This is a genomic window from Moellerella wisconsensis ATCC 35017 (assembly GCF_001294465.1).
GTDB lineage: Bacteria > Pseudomonadota > Gammaproteobacteria > Enterobacterales > Enterobacteriaceae > Moellerella > Moellerella wisconsensis.
Genome location: NZ_LGAA01000016.1, coordinates 26878 through 43861, shown reverse-complemented (window position 1 = coordinate 43861; position 16984 = coordinate 26878). Strand labels below are relative to the sequence as shown.

The following is a 16984-nucleotide window of genomic DNA, read 5'->3' as shown; positions in this document are numbered from 1 at the left end:
ATTGCTGATGTATGCTTTGACTGCAAATCATCATCAACTGAAAAGAGCTAATTTTGCCGCAAATCCCATAAAAAAGGTCCCTACAGCGCAATTTCCTACTTTAGCTAAACCTTGCTGCTGACGAAAATAGCGAGCAATAAAATAGCCACCAAAAATCAACGTACTCAAATAAGTAAAACTCACCAATTCTAATATTAACGCTAAGACTAAATAGGAAAGAGACGTATGTGGATAGCTAAAATCGATAAATTGAATAAAAAATGACATGAAAAATAAAATGGCTTTCGGGTTAGTTAAGCTCAGCATTAGCGCCTTAGTAAATTGATCTTTAGTGCGAACAGCTATGGCAGAGTTATCCTGTGGTCTGGTACGACATAGCAAGTTGAAATAGAGGATCTTGCCGCCTAAAAACAGTAAATAAGCGGCACCTAAATAACGGATTAGATCAAATAAAAACGGAGACGCTTTAATCAGCGAAGCAACGCCAATAAAAGAAAGAAAAATCAATATAGCGTCCCCAGTAAAAACGCCTAATGCAGCTTTATATCCCGCACGAGTTCCATAAGAAGTACTTGATTTCAAAACATAAAGTGAATTAGGACCAGGAACTAGAATAATCAGAATCAAACCTGCCATATAGGTCCAAAAATTAACAATACCAATATCTTCAAACATTTTATTCCTTGCTTTTTACGCTTTTAAATTGTTATTAAAAATATTTATACAAAATTTTTAACACAGATTTTTCATTTTGTGAATGGATAAACTGTCGCCAATAAATAAATATACTAAAATGAACATTATTGCTCATCAAAGGAATACATATTTATTTACTTAAATTCATTCTACAATCGAAATAATATGACATATATTATTTTAATAAATGAAAGTTATTGGTATAAAATAACGGAGTACAAATTATGAGTAATTATCAAATTGCTGTTATCGTTGGTAGTTTACGTACTGACTCTCTAAATAAAAAACTCGCTCGAGCCCTAATTAAATTAGCTGATAATAGACTATCCTTTAATTTTATTAATATCAGTAAATTACCTCTTTATAATCAAGATGATGATCTTGCTCCAAAAACTGAAGTTCTTGATTTTCATTCCCAAGTTGCTCACTGTGATGGCTTATTAATTGTCACTCCTGAATATAACCGTTCAGTTCCTGGTGTATTAAAAAATGCGCTAGATCACGGCTCAAGACCTGCCGGAACTAATGTCTTTGCCACAAAACCGGCTGGCATTATCGGTACATCAATGGGATCAATAAGCACCGCATTAGCTCAGCAACATCTGCGGAACATTCTCTCTTTTTTAAATGTTCAAACAATGCCTCAACCTGAAGGATTTATTCACTGGATAGAGGGCATGATCGATGACCAAGATAATATTACTAATGAAAGAACACTAACTTTCCTACAACAATGGATGGAGGCTTTCTCTGCTTATACCATAGCCAAAATTGAAAGCAAATAAATACCATTATCCATATCGTTTTACTTTTATGCTGGCTACTTATAAGGTTATTGGCCAGCATAAATCACATCCTAAATATCATTGATTGTTTATCGTCTTTAAAGATCACCATAAAAACAATTAGTTAAAGAGTATCCTTTAAAAATTGTGCATTATTAATACTAAAAATAAAATGAGAATTAAATTAATCTAAAATACAAACTATAATTATTTAAATTAACCAAATAAGAACAAATAATGACTTAATTCAAAATATAAGTTTAATTTTTAAATTAGTCATTGTTTTTTCTAGTTTTGTAAATGAGCTAATTATATTTTTATTTCTTCTCTATACTAAAAATTAATATAAAGAATAAAATCTCTGAGGCGATTATGTCATTAAATAAAAAAGAGCATGTTAGTTATAATATGGTCGTTATCCTTGTAGGGATGATGGCCGCGTTAGCCGGGCTATTCTTTGGTTTAGATACCGGTGTTATTGCAGGAGCTCTCCCCTTTATTAGTAAAACTTTCCATATCTCTGCCTTACAACAAGAATTAGTTGTAAGCTCCATGATGTTTGGTGCTGCTGTCGGTGCAATATCCAGTGGCTGGTTAACTTCCTTTCGAGGGCGTAAAGGCACACTACTGATAAGCGCTATGTTATTTATTATTGGCGCAATAAGCTCAGCTTTCTCACCAAATGTTGAAGTCTTAATTATTTCACGTTTAATTTTAGGTTTAGCGATTGGGATTTCTTCATTTACCGCACCGATCTATTTATCAGAAATAGCACCGAAGAAAATACGTGGTGGGATGATTTCGATGTATCAATTAATGATCACTATCGGTATTTTAGTGGCATTTATTTCTGATACTGGATTCAGTTATGATGGTGCTTGGCGCTGGATGCTGGGTATTATTACCATTCCTGCTATCTTATTATTAATTGGAGTCTCTTTTCTCCCCGAAAGTCCACGTTGGTTAGCAACCAAAGAACGTATGGGCGAAGCAAAAGATATTTTATTAAAACTTCGACAAACATCACAAGAAGTTGAAATAGAGCTAACAGAAATAAAAAATAGTTTAAAATTAAAACAAACAGGATTTAAATTATTTAGACAAAATAATAATTTTCGTCGTGCTGTGATCCTTGGGATTGGCTTGCAATTTATGCAACAGCTCACCGGAATTAATGTAATCATGTATTATGCACCAAAAGTTTTTTCTTTAGCCGGTTTTGCATCTACAACACAACAAATGTACGGTACCATATTAATTGGTTTAATTAATGTTATAGCTACCTTTATCGCTATTTCAATTGTTGACCGCTTTGGCCGACGACCTATCTTATTAACTGGCTTTACCGTTATGACTATCGGAATGGGTGCATTAGCCTTCATGTTCCAAATGGATAATCACACTGTATTTAGTCAATATTTTAGTGTGTTGATGCTGCTAGTCTTTATCTTAGGCTTTGCAATGAGTGCCGGCCCACTAATTTGGGTATTATGCTCTGAAATTCAGCCTTTAAAAGGGCGTGATTTTGGTATTACTTGCTCAACCAGTGCAAACTGGATAGCAAATATGCTAGTCAGCGCTACATTCTTAACCCTATTAAATAAATTTGGTGATTCCAATACATTCTGGATTTATGCGGTTATGAATTTTATCTTTATTATCATTACCTTTATGTTTGTACCAGAAACTAAACGGGTATCGTTAGAGCATATTGAGAAAAACTTAATGAGCGGTTGTTCATTACGTCAACTAGGTAAATAATAGGTATTATCTTTAGTGTAATAAGCCAATAAGTAGGTTCTTAGAGCCTACTTATTGCGGCTAAATAGCACCTATTTTAATCTTAATAAGATTATATTTATAATTTGCATTAATCTCTCTTTAGTTATTACTCTATTTTCCAATCATTAATTTTGTATTAAGTAGTCTACAACTAAAATACTGTTGGTTTAGCATGTTTTACCGCGAATATAATCGTTTAGTTTTTACTTAACTCTTCAAGATCAATTTTTACTCTTTTAATGCCTAAGATTTAAATTCTCTGATTTAAATTTTGATATTAAATTCTAGAAATAAATTACTAATACTATCTAGTAATTTATTGATTATTGTTTGAGTAAATATTTATTTTTTAGTTAAAATAGATATTAATTTCACGTAACGAATAAGTGCAAGATATAAGTTACTAATATTCAACCAGATAAATTATAAGATGTTGATATGGCTTTATTAATTACCAAGAAATGCATTAATTGCGATATGTGTGAACCCGAATGCCCGAATGATGCTATCTATATGGGGGATGAAATATACGAGATTGATCCGAACCGCTGTACTGAATGTATCGGTCATTATGACAAACCCACTTGTCAATCGGTATGCCCTATCAATAATACTATTATAATCGATCCCGCACACATAGAATCACAGGATCAATTATGGGATAAATTTGTACTACTTCATCACGCCGATAAAATTTAATCTATTTGCTATATCGGCATTACGCATATTTTTTCTGCGATCACAGTCGCACAAGCGTAGTTGCGTTCATCAGTAATAGAGACATGGAGTGTCGATATCCCCAGCGACTGTGCTAATGTCAATGCGGCGCCATGTAATGATAAGACAGGTTTACCCAAGGCATCATTTTTAACTTCAAATTGATTGAATGCTAATCCTTGGCGGATCCCCGTACCTAATGCTTTGGCTGCCGCTTCTTTCACAGCAAAACGCTTAGCTAAATAACGTTCTGGTCGAGCATGCTGAAAATATTGGACTAATTCATGCTCAGTCAAAATACGTTCGGCGAGATTACTTCCCGAACGTTCGATTATTTGGCTAATTCTGGATATTTCAACAATATCTGTACCAAGGCCAACAATAGACATTAATTACGCGCTTCCTTAAGTAACTGTTTCATATCAGAGACAGCTTGCGCCAAGCCGCTAAATAATGCGCGCCCAATAATTGCATGGCCGATATTTAATTCATAAATTTCTGGCAATAATGCAATACGCTGGACATTATGATAGGTTAATCCATGCCCTGCATTTACTTTTAAGCCTTTGCTAGCGGCATAAGAAACGCCATCTTTGATACGACGAAATTCTAATTCTTGCTCATTGGTAGAGGCTGCATCAGCATAAGCCCCCGTATGGATCTCGATAAATGGAGCACCCACTTGTTGAGCAGCGTCAATTTGTTGATGATCGGCGTCGATAAATAATGAAACTTGAATGCCTGCCGCGGTTAAACGTTTAACCGCATCGGCAATTTTATCTTTTTGACCAGCAACATCTAATCCGCCTTCTGTGGTGACTTCTTCTCGTTTTTCAGGCACTAAGCAGCAAAAATCAGGTCTTATCCGGCAAGCAATATCAACCATTTCATCAGTTACAGCCATTTCTAAATTCATACGAGTCTGAATTGTATTTTTTAGTAACTCGATATCTCTGTCAGTAATATGGCGGCGATCTTCGCGTAAGTGTACTGTAATTCCATCAGCACCCGCTTGCTCAGCAACAAATGCTGCCTGTACTGGATCAGGATATTGTGTACCTCGCGCATTTCTGACTGTCGCAATATGGTCAATATTTACACCTAATAACAATTCAGCCACATTTTACTCCTACAATATTGTTTGAATAGAGATGTTTTTTCTGCCTCTATCCTACTGCAAATTTATCTTTTGGTGTAAAAAATATTAGACTTTATATTGTCACAGACAATAAATAATAACGCATGCACAAATATACTAATACTCTTTGAATTTGCTTCGCAAATTTATCAACTATTTTTATCAAGTGACTGTTTATATCTCAAAGACTGGATAAGGTGATTTTAATCAGTTAAACGATATATTTTTTCACTATGAAAATGGTATAAAAACATGACTAAAAATACAAATTAATCAATTAGAATAGATAAATGAGAATATTAATAATAAGGAGAGAGTAAAATAAAAATAACTACATTTAATATAAAAATAATTATTATATTATGAACCTATAATAGCTAAACCAACCTTTCATCCGGTTTATTTATATTTATTTGGCTAACAGGACGAGTAAACTGACGAAATAATTCACGACTTTTTAATGGTTTCCCACCTAAATAAGGCTTTAATGCCATTCGCGTAAATCTTTTTGCTGCTTTCAAACTATCAATATCAGAAAACTCACGCTGTGATAAATCTTTCAGTTGCTTGCCTGTAAAACTGAAATTATCAATAATTAAGCTACCGATAAATCCTTTCTCTTCACGATAACGGTAAGTCATTGTATCTGAAACTGGTTCGCCACTTCCTGCACAGTGAAGGAAATCAACACCATAGCCAATATGAGATAACAAAGAAAGTTCAAAACGACGTAATGCATGCTCCGGGGTATATTCACTAGCCGCTAGAGTCTGAAGGCATTCTAAATAATCAAAGAATAATGAAGAATAAGCGGTACCTTGCTCTAAGATCCGGGAAACTAATTCGTTAACATATAAGCCACTATACAATACCGTACCAGACAACGGCAAAGCTAAAGAAACAGCATCAGCACTAGTTAAGGTTTTAACTGCACCTTTTCCACCCCAGCGGATCAACAGAGGAGTAAAGGGCTGAAGACAGCCCCTTAATGGTGAACGATTACGACGAGCACCTTTGGCTAAAATACACACCCGCCCTTCGCCCTCAGTAAACATATCTAGTAATAGACTCGTTTCACTATAAGGCCTTGAGTGAAGTACGAATGCTCGCTGCCAACCATTCACAGAGATAGACCTATTATTTTAGATCATCAACATAGCCAAGGCTGCGTAATGCACGTTCATCATCCGCCCAGCCCGCTTTCACTTTGACCCACAGCTCTAAATGTACTTTGGTATCAAATAATCTTTCCATATCGATACGTGCTTCAGTACCGATAGTTTTTATTTTGCTGCCTTTATTACCAATTACCATTTTCTTTTGTCCCTCGCGTTCAACGAGGATCAGACCATGAATGTGGTAACTGCCTTTATCAGTAACAGCGAATTGTTCAATCTCTACCGTTACAGAATAGGGTAACTCTTCGCCTAGAAAACGCATCAGTTTTTCACGGATAATTTCAGAGGCCATAAAACGCTGAGAACGATCAGTAATATAATCATCAGGGAAATGATGATCGGCTTTAGGCATATGCTTACGTACGATTTTAGCAATTGTATCGACGCCCATGCCTTTTTCAGCACTGATCGGAACAACATCTAAGAAGTCCATTTTTTTACTAATAATACCGATATGTGGCAGTAAAACAGTTTTGTCGACCACATTATCAATTTTATTGATCGCTAAAATAACTGGGCAGCGCAAACTTTTCAGCTTATTCACTACCATTTCATCATCAGCGGTCCAGTTAGTTCCTTCTACGACGAAGATAACCAATTCAACATCACCGATAGAGCTAGAGGCTGCACGGTTCATTAAACGGTTAATTGCGCGTTTTTCTTCAATATGTAAACCTGGAGTATCGACATAAATGGTTTGGTACTCATTTTCTGTATGAATACCCATAATACGATGTCGAGTGGTTTGTGGTTTGCGCGAAGTAATGGATATTTTCTGTCCCAATAATTGGTTCAGTAATGTAGATTTGCCTACGTTAGGTCGGCCGACTATTGCCACAAAACCGCAATAGTTTATTTGTTCGGTCATTCAAGCTCCAAAATTTTTAATGCTTGCTCTGCAGCTGCTTGCTCAGCTTTACGACGACTTGAACCTACACCTGTTACAGGCTGTTCAATACCGCTGATTTGACAATCGATAGTAAATTCTTGATCGTGAGCTTCACCTTTAACCTGTACAACTAAATAAGTCGGTAAAGGTAAATGACGGCCCTGCAGATATTCTTGTAAACGTGTTTTTGGATCTTTCTGTTTATCACCCGGACTAATCTCATCCAGTCTTGACTTATACCAATCAAGAATAATTCTTTCAATAGTCTGGATATCACTATCTAAAAAGATCCCGCCAATTAATGCTTCTACTGTATCAGCCAAAATAGACTCGCGGCGAAACCCGCCACTTTTAAGCTCCCCAGGACCTAAGCGTAAACATTCACCCAGTTCAAACTCACGGGCGATTTCTGCTAGCGTATTCCCACGGACAAGTGTGGCTCTCATTCGGCTCATATCACCTTCATCTACTTTTGGAAAGCGATGATAGAGATCATTTGCAACAACAAAACTTAGAATTGAATCACCTAAAAACTCTAAGCGTTCATTATGCTTACTATTCGCACTGCGATGTGTCAGTGCTTGGACTAATAGATCATGCTGTCTAAAATGGTAACCCAGCTTACGCTGTAACTTCTCAATTAAAATAGGGTTCATGCGCGACCAACCGACTTTAGTAGATTGATAAAAAAGCACACGCAACAGACCTGTAAAATCACTCACTTTACAAAACTGTTGCGTTTGCACTGACTTTTTTAATAGGACATTTCAATAAATCGAACTGAAATCCGCTTAAAAATAAGCCAATCAGATTAATATAAATTATTGTACACTGTGATGCTAAATAAAGCTTCGTAAAATGTGGGTTTTAAATTTAAAACCCACATTGATAACTATTGATACGGCTACTGGTAATACAGTTACTGGCTTATCGGCCCCATTCGACTAAAACGGATCCCTGTCGGCCATTCATTTTCTTGCTTATCCAAACTTAACCAGATAAATACCGCTCGCCCAACAAAATTTTGCTCCGGAACAAAGCCCCACATACGACTGTCGGAACTATTATCTCGGTTATCTCCCATCATAAAATATTGTTTTTCTGGAACAATCCATTCATTGAGTGGCATTCCAGGCTGAATATAACGGGATTCAGTCATTGCTTGTCTAATAATCAAAATTTGGTGTTGAACATCACCTAATTTTTCCGTTCTTTCATATTGACGCAAGGCATAATTAGGAACTGGCTGATCCAAAGGAATTTGATAGTTCCCTTTCTGACTTTCCACTACAGAATCAACATTAAAGAACATTGTCCATTCACTCGGTTCAAGCGGCCCATAGACGATAGGTAACTCTTTTTGGCAATCATTATTAGAACAGTTTGGGTAAATAGTCAGTTCTTTGGCCTGTGGGTTATAAACAATTTTATCGCCCGGTAATCCAATTACACGTTTTACGAAATCAACATTAGTATCTTTCGGGTATTTAAATACTGCGATATCACCGCGCTGCGGTTTTCCCGTAGCAATTAATGTTGTTTGTGTCACCGGATCTTTCAGCCCATAAGCAAATTTTTCCACCAGCATAAAATCGCCAACCAATAAGGTTGGCATCATTGAGCCGGAAGGGATCTGAAAAGGTTCATAAATAAAGGAACGAACTATCAGTACAATGGCTAACACAGGAAAAATAGATGTACTTGTTTCCATCCAACCTGGCTTGCGAACTGCCTTTTTTAGCTCTTCCTGATCTATACTGCCTTTAGTCATTTCCTCAAGCTTTTTAAGCTTACGCTTTCTTGCTGGCGCAAACTTAAATCGATCCAAACACCAAATAATCCCGGTAAACAGTGTTGCCAGCGTCAGGATCAAGGCGAATGTATTAGCCATTGATACTCCTTTTCAAATTAGTTGTCTTTTCCGACATGTAATATCGCTAAGAATGCTTCTTGAGGCAGCTCTACGTTACCGACCTGCTTCATACGTTTCTTACCATCTTTCTGTTTCTGCAACAGTTTTTTCTTACGACTAATATCACCACCGTAACATTTGGCAAGTACGTTTTTACGTAATTGTTTAACCGTAGAACGAGCTATAATATGGTTGCCAATGGCTGCCTGAATAGCAATATCAAATTGCTGACGAGGGATTAGCTCTTTCATTTTTTCAACCAATTCACGACCACGATATTGAGAGTTAGATTGGTGAGTAATCAATGCTAAGGCATCAACGCGCTCGCCGTTAATAAGTACATCAACTCTTACCATATCAGAGGCTTGGAAACGTTTAAAACCATAATCCAGAGAAGCATAACCACGTGAAGTTGATTTTAATCGATCAAAGAAATCCAAAACCACTTCTGCCATCGGAATTTCATAGGTTAATGCAACTTGATTTCCGTGATACACCATATTGGTTTGCACCCCTCGTTTCTCAACACAGAGGGTGATTACATTGCCTAAATATTCTTTTGGCATCAACATGTGGCATTCAGCAATCGGTTCACGTAGTTGATTAATATTGTTTAATGGTGGCAATTTGGACGGGCTATCAACTTGAATAACCTCACCATTAGTCATTTCAATCTCATACACTACCGTTGGCGCGGTGGTGATAAGATCAAGATCATATTCGCGCTCTAACCGCTCTTGGATGATTTCCATATGGAGTAATCCAAGGAAACCACAACGGAAACCAAAACCTAATGCTGTTGACGTTTCTGGCTCATAGAATAATGATGCATCGTTTAAGCTCAATTTACCTAACGCATCACGGAAAGCTTCATAATCATCAGAGCTTACTGGGAATAATCCAGCATAAACCTGTGGTTTTACTTTTTTAAAACCGGGTAATGCTTTATCTGCTGGCATACGAGATGTTGTCAAGGTATCACCAACCGGTGCGCCTGTAATATCTTTAATAGCGCACACTAACCAGCCAACCTCACCACAATGCAACGTATCACGTTCAACACGTTTAGGGGTAAAAATACCTAAACGATCGGCATTATAAACTTGGCCTGTACTCATGACCTTGATTTTTTCGCCTTTACGCAAGGTACCGTTTTTAATCCTGATAAGCGATACTACGCCCAGATAGTTATCAAACCATGAGTCAATGATTAACGCTTGAAGAGGAGCATCTGCGTCACCGGTAGGATGCGGGATATCTCGAACTAAACGTTCAATAACTTCTTGTACGCCAACACCGGTTTTAGCCGAGCAGCGTACTGCATCGTGAGCATCAAGGCCCACAATATCTTCAATTTCATCGGCGACACGCTCAGGATCAGCGGCTGGTAAATCGATTTTATTCAGAACAGGAACAACTTCTAAATCCATCTCGATTGCGGTATAGCAGTTCGCCAGTGTCTGCGCTTCCACGCCTTGCCCAGCATCAACTACCAACAATGCTCCCTCACAGGCAGCCAAAGAGCGCGAGACTTCATATGAAAAGTCAACATGTCCGGGTGTATCGATAAAGTTCAACTGATAAGTTTCACCATCAGCGGCTTTATAGTCGAGCGTAACGCTCTGAGCTTTAATAGTAATCCCGCGTTCACGTTCAAGATCCATGGAATCCAGAACTTGGGCTTCCATTTCACGATCGGTTAAACCACCACAAATTTGAATAATACGATCCGACAATGTTGATTTGCCGTGATCGATATGAGCAATAACTGAAAAGTTTCTAATATTATTGATTTTCAAGGTAATATCTTCTTTTAAATTGCCTTACAAAATCAGCTTAGGGTGAATTTCATACCCCAAAGCTAAAACGCTATGTATGTCACAAGTTGAGTAATTGGCAACATTTTACATAGAAGAGATAGTTAACACAAAGATTCAATGTAAAACTAAGGTAAATCCTGTGTATTAAGGCAATTGATACAGCTAAAAATAGCTAAATACGCTGATTTATAGCGCGACAATGCTATGAATGATTGGCATGAGTTTTCAATAATTAAGAGGATACGTTAATAAAATAGTCATCGTAGTTATTATGTTAGATTGTTAGTCGAAATCGTACATATGCGTCAAATATAGTGAGGAGGAGAATCCTTCATCGCTCAATAAGCGCTCATTGGCACATCACTTTAATTATTCTCATTGAGCATTTCATTCTATTTTTTACTGGCAAATACAGAATTATCAGCATTCAGTACGAGTAACAAGTTCGGTTGGAGGTAAGCCAATCTGTAAAACAACAGGTTCAAATGCGGCTTCGCCAGCCCAAAAGTGAGCTATTTTTTTAGCTAATAGAAAGCCCACAATGCCACCAATCATTCCACCGATAAACACCCAGATCTGAGAAAAATCATTAGCTTGTAAAATACCAGCCAATAAAAATAATCCTAATAAAGGTGATAAATAAACTAACATCGCTGAACGCAATAAACTGCCTTCAGAAATACCAACTTCTACTTTTTGTCCAACTTCAAGTGGTTGATCAATAGAAATTTCGAGCTGGTGCTCAATTTCAGGAGTGATTTTATCTAGCACGTAAGAACCACAAGCACCACGAGCACTGCAACTTCCGCAGCCAGAAGAGGCCCCATAACGCAATAATGCACGGCCTTGATGCCAACGAATAACGGTTGCCCACTCTTTAATCATTTTTTACCACTCCTAAAAACGAATACTGGATGCAATTTGCTTCGCCGTAGCTAATGGGAGTTCACCAATGATAGTCACTTCATTTTGCCCTTGAGTTAACGTATAAATGGTTCGACGCCCTCGGCTAATAGGTTGCTCAATGAGTTTACCATTTCCGGCTTTCGTCACATTAACGGAGAAACTAAACAGTCCATCGCTGAACATAGCCGTTTCAAGTTGATCACCTTGCTGAATATTACGTCGAGAGCGAGATATTTCCTCAAAACCTGGCGGAACAGAACCTACACGCCAAGTAAATGCTGGTTTTTCATTTTTAGGCGCAATAAGTAAAGGTGGAAGATTCAATTTACTCAACGCGATTAACGAATCATTCACCGACTTACTATCTAATACCGTTGAAATTACTCTAAATTGCTCTAGTGTCTCGTTGTTATTATCGAGTAAATCAATTCTCAATGGTAAACGTGTTTCTTCATCGATTAATAAAACATAATTAAAGCGGGAGTTATCTTTCGAGATAACACGAATAACTAAACAAGGACGATCACCAATATGTGTGCGTCCAGCATCGATAAAGTTATAATATGCGCTTAATTGTGGGAAATTTGCAAAAATGACTGACGGTAGGTGATCAACGATATATTGACCATTTAGGCTAAAAGCATCAAAACCAGGCTCAAAATAGCTAATAACATTACCTTTTTGCACGATTTCTCGACGCGATGAATCCATTTGGATCATCTGAGCCACTGGCTGCTTATTAATTAAGCCATGCCGATAACGGGCAGGGGTAATACTCTGTGGGCTAATAGTGATAAAGGAGACTTCATAAGACAAGCGTTGAGCGGCATTCCCCATATCTTCTAACACTGTTTCAGCTCCAGATTGTGCCGCCGAAACAGTGCTAGATGCTAGTAGGCCGCCCGCCAAAAAGACGACGGATAACCAATATTTCATTATTGCTGTTTAGCTCCAGCAGAAGAGACAGGCTGCATAGATTGATCACTATTTTGCAACATAGAACGGCGCTCAATCTCATACTGTTGAAGCATAGCATTGATACGCTGATTACGTTGTTCTACCTGCATTTGTTGTTCATTACCAAATAATTGCTCATTGGATACATTTAAGCTCACAGGTGCTCCTGCTCCCACCGGTACTGTATTAAAAGCGGCATACTCTGGCTGAGCCACAATATCACCATCTTTATTATATTGTTGAACGCCTACAATAACCGCTAATGAAACACATGCGGCCATACCGACTTGTGTAATTTGGCTCGCCCAAGGACGAATTTTTGCCCAGATAGGTGCCCCCCAATGAGCCGGGGTAGGTTGTGATTCTGGAATCGCTTGCGGATTCAACTGCACAGGCTCATTTTCAAGCGCCAGTGCAACTTGGCTCGCAATATCAAAATGGACAACCTCACCGGTATCACCACGCAATGTATCACGGATGAGATGATAGCTCTCCCAGCGTTGCTGTAACGCTGAATCTTGCGAGACAGTGCTGATAAATTCTGGTTCCAGAACTTCACCATCCATCAATGCGGAAAGTTTCTCTCTTTGCATGCTTAAATACCCTTAAGTTATTAGCACCACAATTACATTTACTGTCAGTGTTGTTGGATCAGTGGTTGCACTTTACTATCGATGGCTTCTCTGGCCCTGAAGATACGCGATCTCACTGTACCGACGGGACAATCCATGACTTCTGCTATTTCTTCGTAGCTAAGTCCATCAAGCTCCCTAAGTGTTATCGCCATGCGTAAATCTTCAGGAAGCGATTCAATAGTTTTAAAAACCACACGTTTTAATTCTTCTGACAACATTAAATTCTCAGGGTTCGAAATTTCTTTTAGCGCACTGGCAGCTTCAAAATTTTCTGCATCACTGGCTTCTAAATCTGAAGCCGGAGGACGGCGCCCCTGAGCCACTAAATAATTCTTTGCTGTATTAACGGCGATCCGATACAGCCAAGTATAAAATGCACTATCACCGCGAAATGAACTGATCGCACGATAAGCTTTAATAAAAGCTTCCTGAGCGACATCAGGCACATCAGCTTGCGGTACATAGCGTGAAACTAGGCTTGCAACTTTATGCTGGTATCTAACTACCAACAAATTGAAGGCCTTTTTATCGCCTTGCTGTACCTTATCGACCAACATTTGGTCTGTCTGTTGCTCGCTCATTCCAGGCTAATTCTCCTGAATTCAGGCTCCACATAAATCATCACGTCACCAGTTATGTTATCCATTACTTTAGCAAGCATAACTTTTGAGTCGCAAAAATTAGCGAAGTTCAATTTAATTGAAAATAAAATAATAAAAGATACGACCTATTCCTGGTGGATCGTTAGGGATCGATAAGATCTACTAGCTAAAATCCCAATAGCATCGCATAAAAAATGTTCTTCTAATACGCTATTTTAACCTCTTACATAGCTAAAATAAGCGTGTTAAAAATGCAGCCTAGCTACCAATAATTTGAGTTATAACAGGCATATATCGCAAAATAGCTTTGCACCAAATGATAGGCTAACATGAAACCTCTCATTTATACTAAAAAAAGCAAACACCTATGAAGACTATTACACAGCATTACACAGACGTGCTTATTATTGGTAGTGGTGTCGCCGGATTATCTACTGCCTTACGGTTGGCACCGTTCCATCGAGTTACATTACTTAGCAAAAGTCACCTAAGCGAAGGCGCATCATACTATGCTCAAGGCGGAATTGCTGCTGTTTTTGATGATACTGATAGTATCGAATCCCACGTTGAAGATACCCTTATTGCCGGTGGTGGTATTTGTGATAAAGAAACCGTCGAATTTATCGCCTCTAATGCACGTAATTGTGTACAGTGGCTTATCGAAAAAGGGGTTTTATTTGATACGGAAATTACCGATAGCGGCACAACACAGTATCATTTAACTCAAGAAGGCGGACATAGTCATCGCCGTATTTTGCACCATGCTGACGCGACAGGTAAAGAAGTCGAAACCACGCTTGTCGCACAGGCAATGGCTCATCCTAACATTACAGTAAAAGAGCGTTATAATGCTGTTGATTTAATTCGCTCCGATAAAGTTGGGCTACCGGGCACTGCTCGCGTTGTCGGCGCCTATGTGTGGGATCGTCAGCAAGAACAGGTCGCAACAATCCGAGCTAAAACTGTGGTATTAGCTACCGGTGGCGCCGCCAAAGTCTATCAGTATACTACCAATCCCGATATTTCCTCCGGTGACGGCATTGCAATGGCATGGCGTTTAGGTTGTAGGGTAGCCAACCTAGAGTTTAATCAATTTCATCCCACATGCTTATTTCATCCTCAAGCCAGAAATTTTCTATTAACCGAGGCCTTGCGGGGAGAAGGCGCATATTTACGTCGTCCAGATGGCAGTCGCTTTATGTCTGAAATAGATAAACGCGCAGAGCTAGCGCCTCGAGATATTGTTGCTCGTGCTATCGACCATGAAATGAAGCGCTTAGGTGCTGATTGTATGTATCTTGATATTAGCCATAAACCGGCAGAATTTATTACGAGCCACTTCCCAACTATTTATGAAAAATTGCTGACATTAGGATTAGATTTGACGCACGATCACATTCCAATCGTTCCTGCCGCGCACTACACCTGTGGAGGCGTTATAGTTAATCATACAGGGCAAACTGATGTTACACATCTTTATGCCATTGGTGAAACTAGCTATACCGGCCTACACGGCGCGAATCGTATGGCATCAAATTCATTACTTGAATGTTTAGTTTATGGATGGTCCGCAGCTGAAGATATCCACCAACAAATTGCGGATATTGCTGAAATACCTTTATTACCAGAATGGGATGAGAGTCGAGTTCATAATTCAGATGAGCAAGTTGTCATACAACATAACTGGCATGAATTAAGGCTATTTATGTGGGATTATATGGGGATCGTCCGAACAACTAAACGACTAGAACGGGCGCTACGTCGTATTCATTTATTACAACAGGAAATCCATGATTATTATGCTAATTTCCGTATTTCAAATAACTTACTGGAATTACGCAATTTGGTACTGGTCGCCGAATTAATGATCCGGTGCGCATTAGAACGCCATGAAAGTCGAGGATTACATTACAACCTCGATTTTCCACACCAACAACCAAATTCAGGGCCAACAATCCTTAAACCCTAAAATATACCGAGCTAACGGTTAGTCATAAGCCTCCCCTCCGGTATACCTAGAAGATATACAGATAATAGATAACCCGCCGGGGGCTTTAGCAATATGGATAAAAAATAGTAGATTGAAACCAAATCAATAATTTACATAAAAATCAGTAATCCACTGAATAAATTGAGGAGTATAGGTTTTTCCGTCATCCTGTTTTAGCACTAAAGAGTCAATTAGCGTTTCTGTCGGCTGTTGACTAAAAGCTAATAGCACACGATGAATTGGCGTCGTCGATTTATCACAAATATTGGTACGTTGAAATACTGACCACCCTTGTTGCAAGGCTAATTGCTCGACATTTTCAGCGACATCGCTCGGCAATACCACACAAAAAAGGCCATCTGCCGTTAATAGCTTTTTAGCGCACATTAATAAACTTTGATGATTCAATGTGGCGGTATAACGTGCTTGATCTCGATACGAGTCACGGCAAGAGACCGCCGGTTCAAAATACGGTGGATTACTCACTATGAGCGCATATTTATTCTGCGTATGTTGAACAAAATCGAGCACATTTTCAGCATAAACTTGCAGCCTATCAGCCCAAGGTGAGGCATGAAAATTCTCAGCTGCTTGCTCAGCAGCGACGGGATCTAATTCAATCGCATCAATATGCAATCTAGGTTGTCGTTGTGCTAGCATAAGTGAGATTAAGCCGCTCCCACACCCAATATCTAGTGCCTTACAAGCATTCTCTACCGGCGCCCATGCACCAAGTAACACACCGTCCGTTCCAACCTTCATGGCGCATCGGTCATGCCCGACAAAGAATTGTTTAAATGTGAAACCACCTTTACGGTATCGCTTAACCGTCTGCCCCATCATTTTATCCTTTTTATCCAGTTAACGAGCCAAGCAAACCGAGCAGAGTAGCAAAATGCCAGAAAAATATCACGGCTGAAAGAGAGAAAATAAATCATTGAAGCAACACGCGGTAATATTGGTGAATGAATTTTACA

At 38.6% G+C, this 16984-nt stretch carries 17 protein-coding genes; 4 read left to right on the top strand and 13 right to left on the bottom strand.

The features are described from left to right. Positions 1-33: 33 nt before the first annotated feature. Positions 34-675: a leucine efflux protein LeuE gene (leuE, locus tag M992_RS07420; RefSeq protein WP_053907986.1), complete on the bottom strand. Its 642-nt coding sequence runs from the start codon at positions 673-675 to the stop codon at positions 34-36. A gap of 245 nt (positions 676-920) precedes the next feature. Between leuE and M992_RS07415 the strand changes: the two genes are divergently transcribed. From M992_RS07415 to M992_RS07405, 3 genes are all read left to right on the top strand, one after another. Further along, positions 921-1481 (top strand): NADPH-dependent FMN reductase, encoded by a 561-nt coding sequence (locus tag M992_RS07415; RefSeq protein WP_053907985.1) that lies wholly within the window; start codon positions 921-923, stop codon positions 1479-1481. Positions 1482-1826: 345 nt separating this feature from the next. Then, positions 1827-3242, top strand: coding sequence for a sugar porter family MFS transporter (locus tag M992_RS07410; protein WP_255314102.1), 1416 nt, complete (start codon positions 1827-1829; stop codon positions 3240-3242). A 459-nt stretch (positions 3243-3701) separates the two neighbouring features. Further along, entirely contained in the window at positions 3702-3962 is a 261-nt protein-coding gene (locus tag M992_RS07405) for a YfhL family 4Fe-4S dicluster ferredoxin (RefSeq protein ID WP_053907983.1), read from the top strand. Between the two features lie 8 nt (positions 3963-3970). Here the strand turns inward: M992_RS07405 and acpS are convergent, their stop codons facing one another. The 11 genes from acpS to rpoE all read right to left on the bottom strand — a co-directional run bounded on the left by acpS (position 3971) and on the right by rpoE (position 13996). Further along, positions 3971-4369, bottom strand: coding sequence for a holo-ACP synthase (gene acpS, locus M992_RS07400; protein WP_053907982.1), 399 nt, complete (start codon positions 4367-4369; stop codon positions 3971-3973). Continuing rightward, positions 4369-5100 (bottom strand): pyridoxine 5'-phosphate synthase, encoded by a 732-nt coding sequence (pdxJ, locus tag M992_RS07395; RefSeq protein WP_053907981.1) that lies wholly within the window; start codon positions 5098-5100, stop codon positions 4369-4371. Before pdxJ ends, acpS begins: the two co-directional genes overlap by 1 nt. 395 nt (positions 5101-5495) lie before the next feature. Continuing rightward, positions 5496-6242, bottom strand: coding sequence for a DNA repair protein RecO (gene recO, locus M992_RS07390; RefSeq protein ID WP_053907980.1), 747 nt, complete (start codon positions 6240-6242; stop codon positions 5496-5498). Positions 6243-6255: 13 nt separating this feature from the next. Then, the gene (era, locus tag M992_RS07385; RefSeq protein WP_053907979.1) at positions 6256-7164 is read right to left on the bottom strand and encodes a GTPase Era; all 909 of its coding nucleotides are present in this window, start codon (positions 7162-7164) and stop codon (positions 6256-6258) included. Then, positions 7161-7841, bottom strand: coding sequence for a ribonuclease III (gene rnc, locus M992_RS07380; protein WP_047257084.1), 681 nt, complete (start codon positions 7839-7841; stop codon positions 7161-7163). Before rnc ends, era begins: the two co-directional genes overlap by 4 nt. Positions 7842-8104: 263 nt before the next feature. Then, positions 8105-9076, bottom strand: a complete 972-nt coding sequence (gene lepB / locus M992_RS07375; RefSeq protein WP_053907978.1) for a signal peptidase I — start codon at positions 9074-9076, stop codon at positions 8105-8107. Between the two features lie 17 nt (positions 9077-9093). Then, positions 9094-10890, bottom strand: a complete 1797-nt coding sequence (lepA, locus tag M992_RS07370) for a translation elongation factor 4 (protein ID WP_053908063.1) — start codon at positions 10888-10890, stop codon at positions 9094-9096. Positions 10891-11337: 447 nt separating this feature from the next. Then, complete coding sequence (gene rseC, locus M992_RS07365; protein ID WP_053907977.1) at positions 11338-11802, bottom strand: SoxR-reducing system protein RseC; 465 nt, start codon at positions 11800-11802, stop codon at positions 11338-11340. Positions 11803-11814: 12 nt separating this feature from the next. Beyond that, entirely contained in the window at positions 11815-12759 is a 945-nt protein-coding gene (gene rseB / locus M992_RS07360; RefSeq protein WP_053907976.1) for a sigma-E factor regulatory protein RseB, read from the bottom strand. Next, positions 12759-13373, bottom strand: coding sequence for an anti-sigma-E factor RseA (rseA, locus tag M992_RS07355; protein ID WP_053907975.1), 615 nt, complete (start codon positions 13371-13373; stop codon positions 12759-12761). The genes rseB and rseA overlap by 1 nt, the downstream gene beginning before the upstream one ends. Positions 13374-13417: 44 nt before the next feature. Continuing rightward, positions 13418-13996 (bottom strand): RNA polymerase sigma factor RpoE, encoded by a 579-nt coding sequence (gene rpoE, locus M992_RS07350; RefSeq protein ID WP_047257089.1) that lies wholly within the window; start codon positions 13994-13996, stop codon positions 13418-13420. A gap of 388 nt (positions 13997-14384) precedes the next feature. Here rpoE and nadB point away from each other — a divergent pair, with 388 nt between their 5' ends. Continuing rightward, a complete protein-coding gene (gene nadB, locus M992_RS07345; RefSeq protein ID WP_053907974.1) occupies positions 14385-15986 on the top strand; it encodes an L-aspartate oxidase in 1602 nt (533 codons plus the stop codon). Positions 15987-16109: 123 nt separating this feature from the next. Here nadB and trmN read toward each other — a convergent pair whose 3' ends face one another. Next, positions 16110-16847, bottom strand: a complete 738-nt coding sequence (gene trmN / locus M992_RS07340; RefSeq protein WP_053907973.1) for a tRNA(1)(Val) (adenine(37)-N(6))-methyltransferase TrmN — start codon at positions 16845-16847, stop codon at positions 16110-16112. Between the last annotated feature and the right edge of the window lie 137 nt (positions 16848-16984).

Coding starts and splice junctions, on each gene's coding strand:
- rseA (WP_053907975.1), bottom strand. CDS start 13,373: ATGCAAAGAGAGAAACTTTCCGCATTGATGGATGGTGAAGTTCTGGAA.
- acpS (WP_053907982.1), bottom strand. CDS start 4,369: ATGTCTATTGTTGGCCTTGGTACAGATATTGTTGAAATATCCAGAATT.
- M992_RS07405 (WP_053907983.1), top strand. CDS start 3,702: ATGGCTTTATTAATTACCAAGAAATGCATTAATTGCGATATGTGTGAA.
- rseB (WP_053907976.1), bottom strand. CDS start 12,759: ATGAAATATTGGTTATCCGTCGTCTTTTTGGCGGGCGGCCTACTAGCA.
- M992_RS07415 (WP_053907985.1), top strand. CDS start 921: ATGAGTAATTATCAAATTGCTGTTATCGTTGGTAGTTTACGTACTGAC.
- trmN (WP_053907973.1), bottom strand. CDS start 16,847: ATGGGGCAGACGGTTAAGCGATACCGTAAAGGTGGTTTCACATTTAAA.
- lepB (WP_053907978.1), bottom strand. CDS start 9,076: ATGGCTAATACATTCGCCTTGATCCTGACGCTGGCAACACTGTTTACC.
- rseC (WP_053907977.1), bottom strand. CDS start 11,802: ATGATTAAAGAGTGGGCAACCGTTATTCGTTGGCATCAAGGCCGTGCA.
- rpoE (WP_047257089.1), bottom strand. CDS start 13,996: ATGAGCGAGCAACAGACAGACCAAATGTTGGTCGATAAGGTACAGCAA.
- leuE (WP_053907986.1), bottom strand. CDS start 675: ATGTTTGAAGATATTGGTATTGTTAATTTTTGGACCTATATGGCAGGT.
- era (WP_053907979.1), bottom strand. CDS start 7,164: ATGACCGAACAAATAAACTATTGCGGTTTTGTGGCAATAGTCGGCCGA.
- nadB (WP_053907974.1), top strand. CDS start 14,385: ATGAAGACTATTACACAGCATTACACAGACGTGCTTATTATTGGTAGT.
- rnc (WP_047257084.1), bottom strand. CDS start 7,841: ATGAACCCTATTTTAATTGAGAAGTTACAGCGTAAGCTGGGTTACCAT.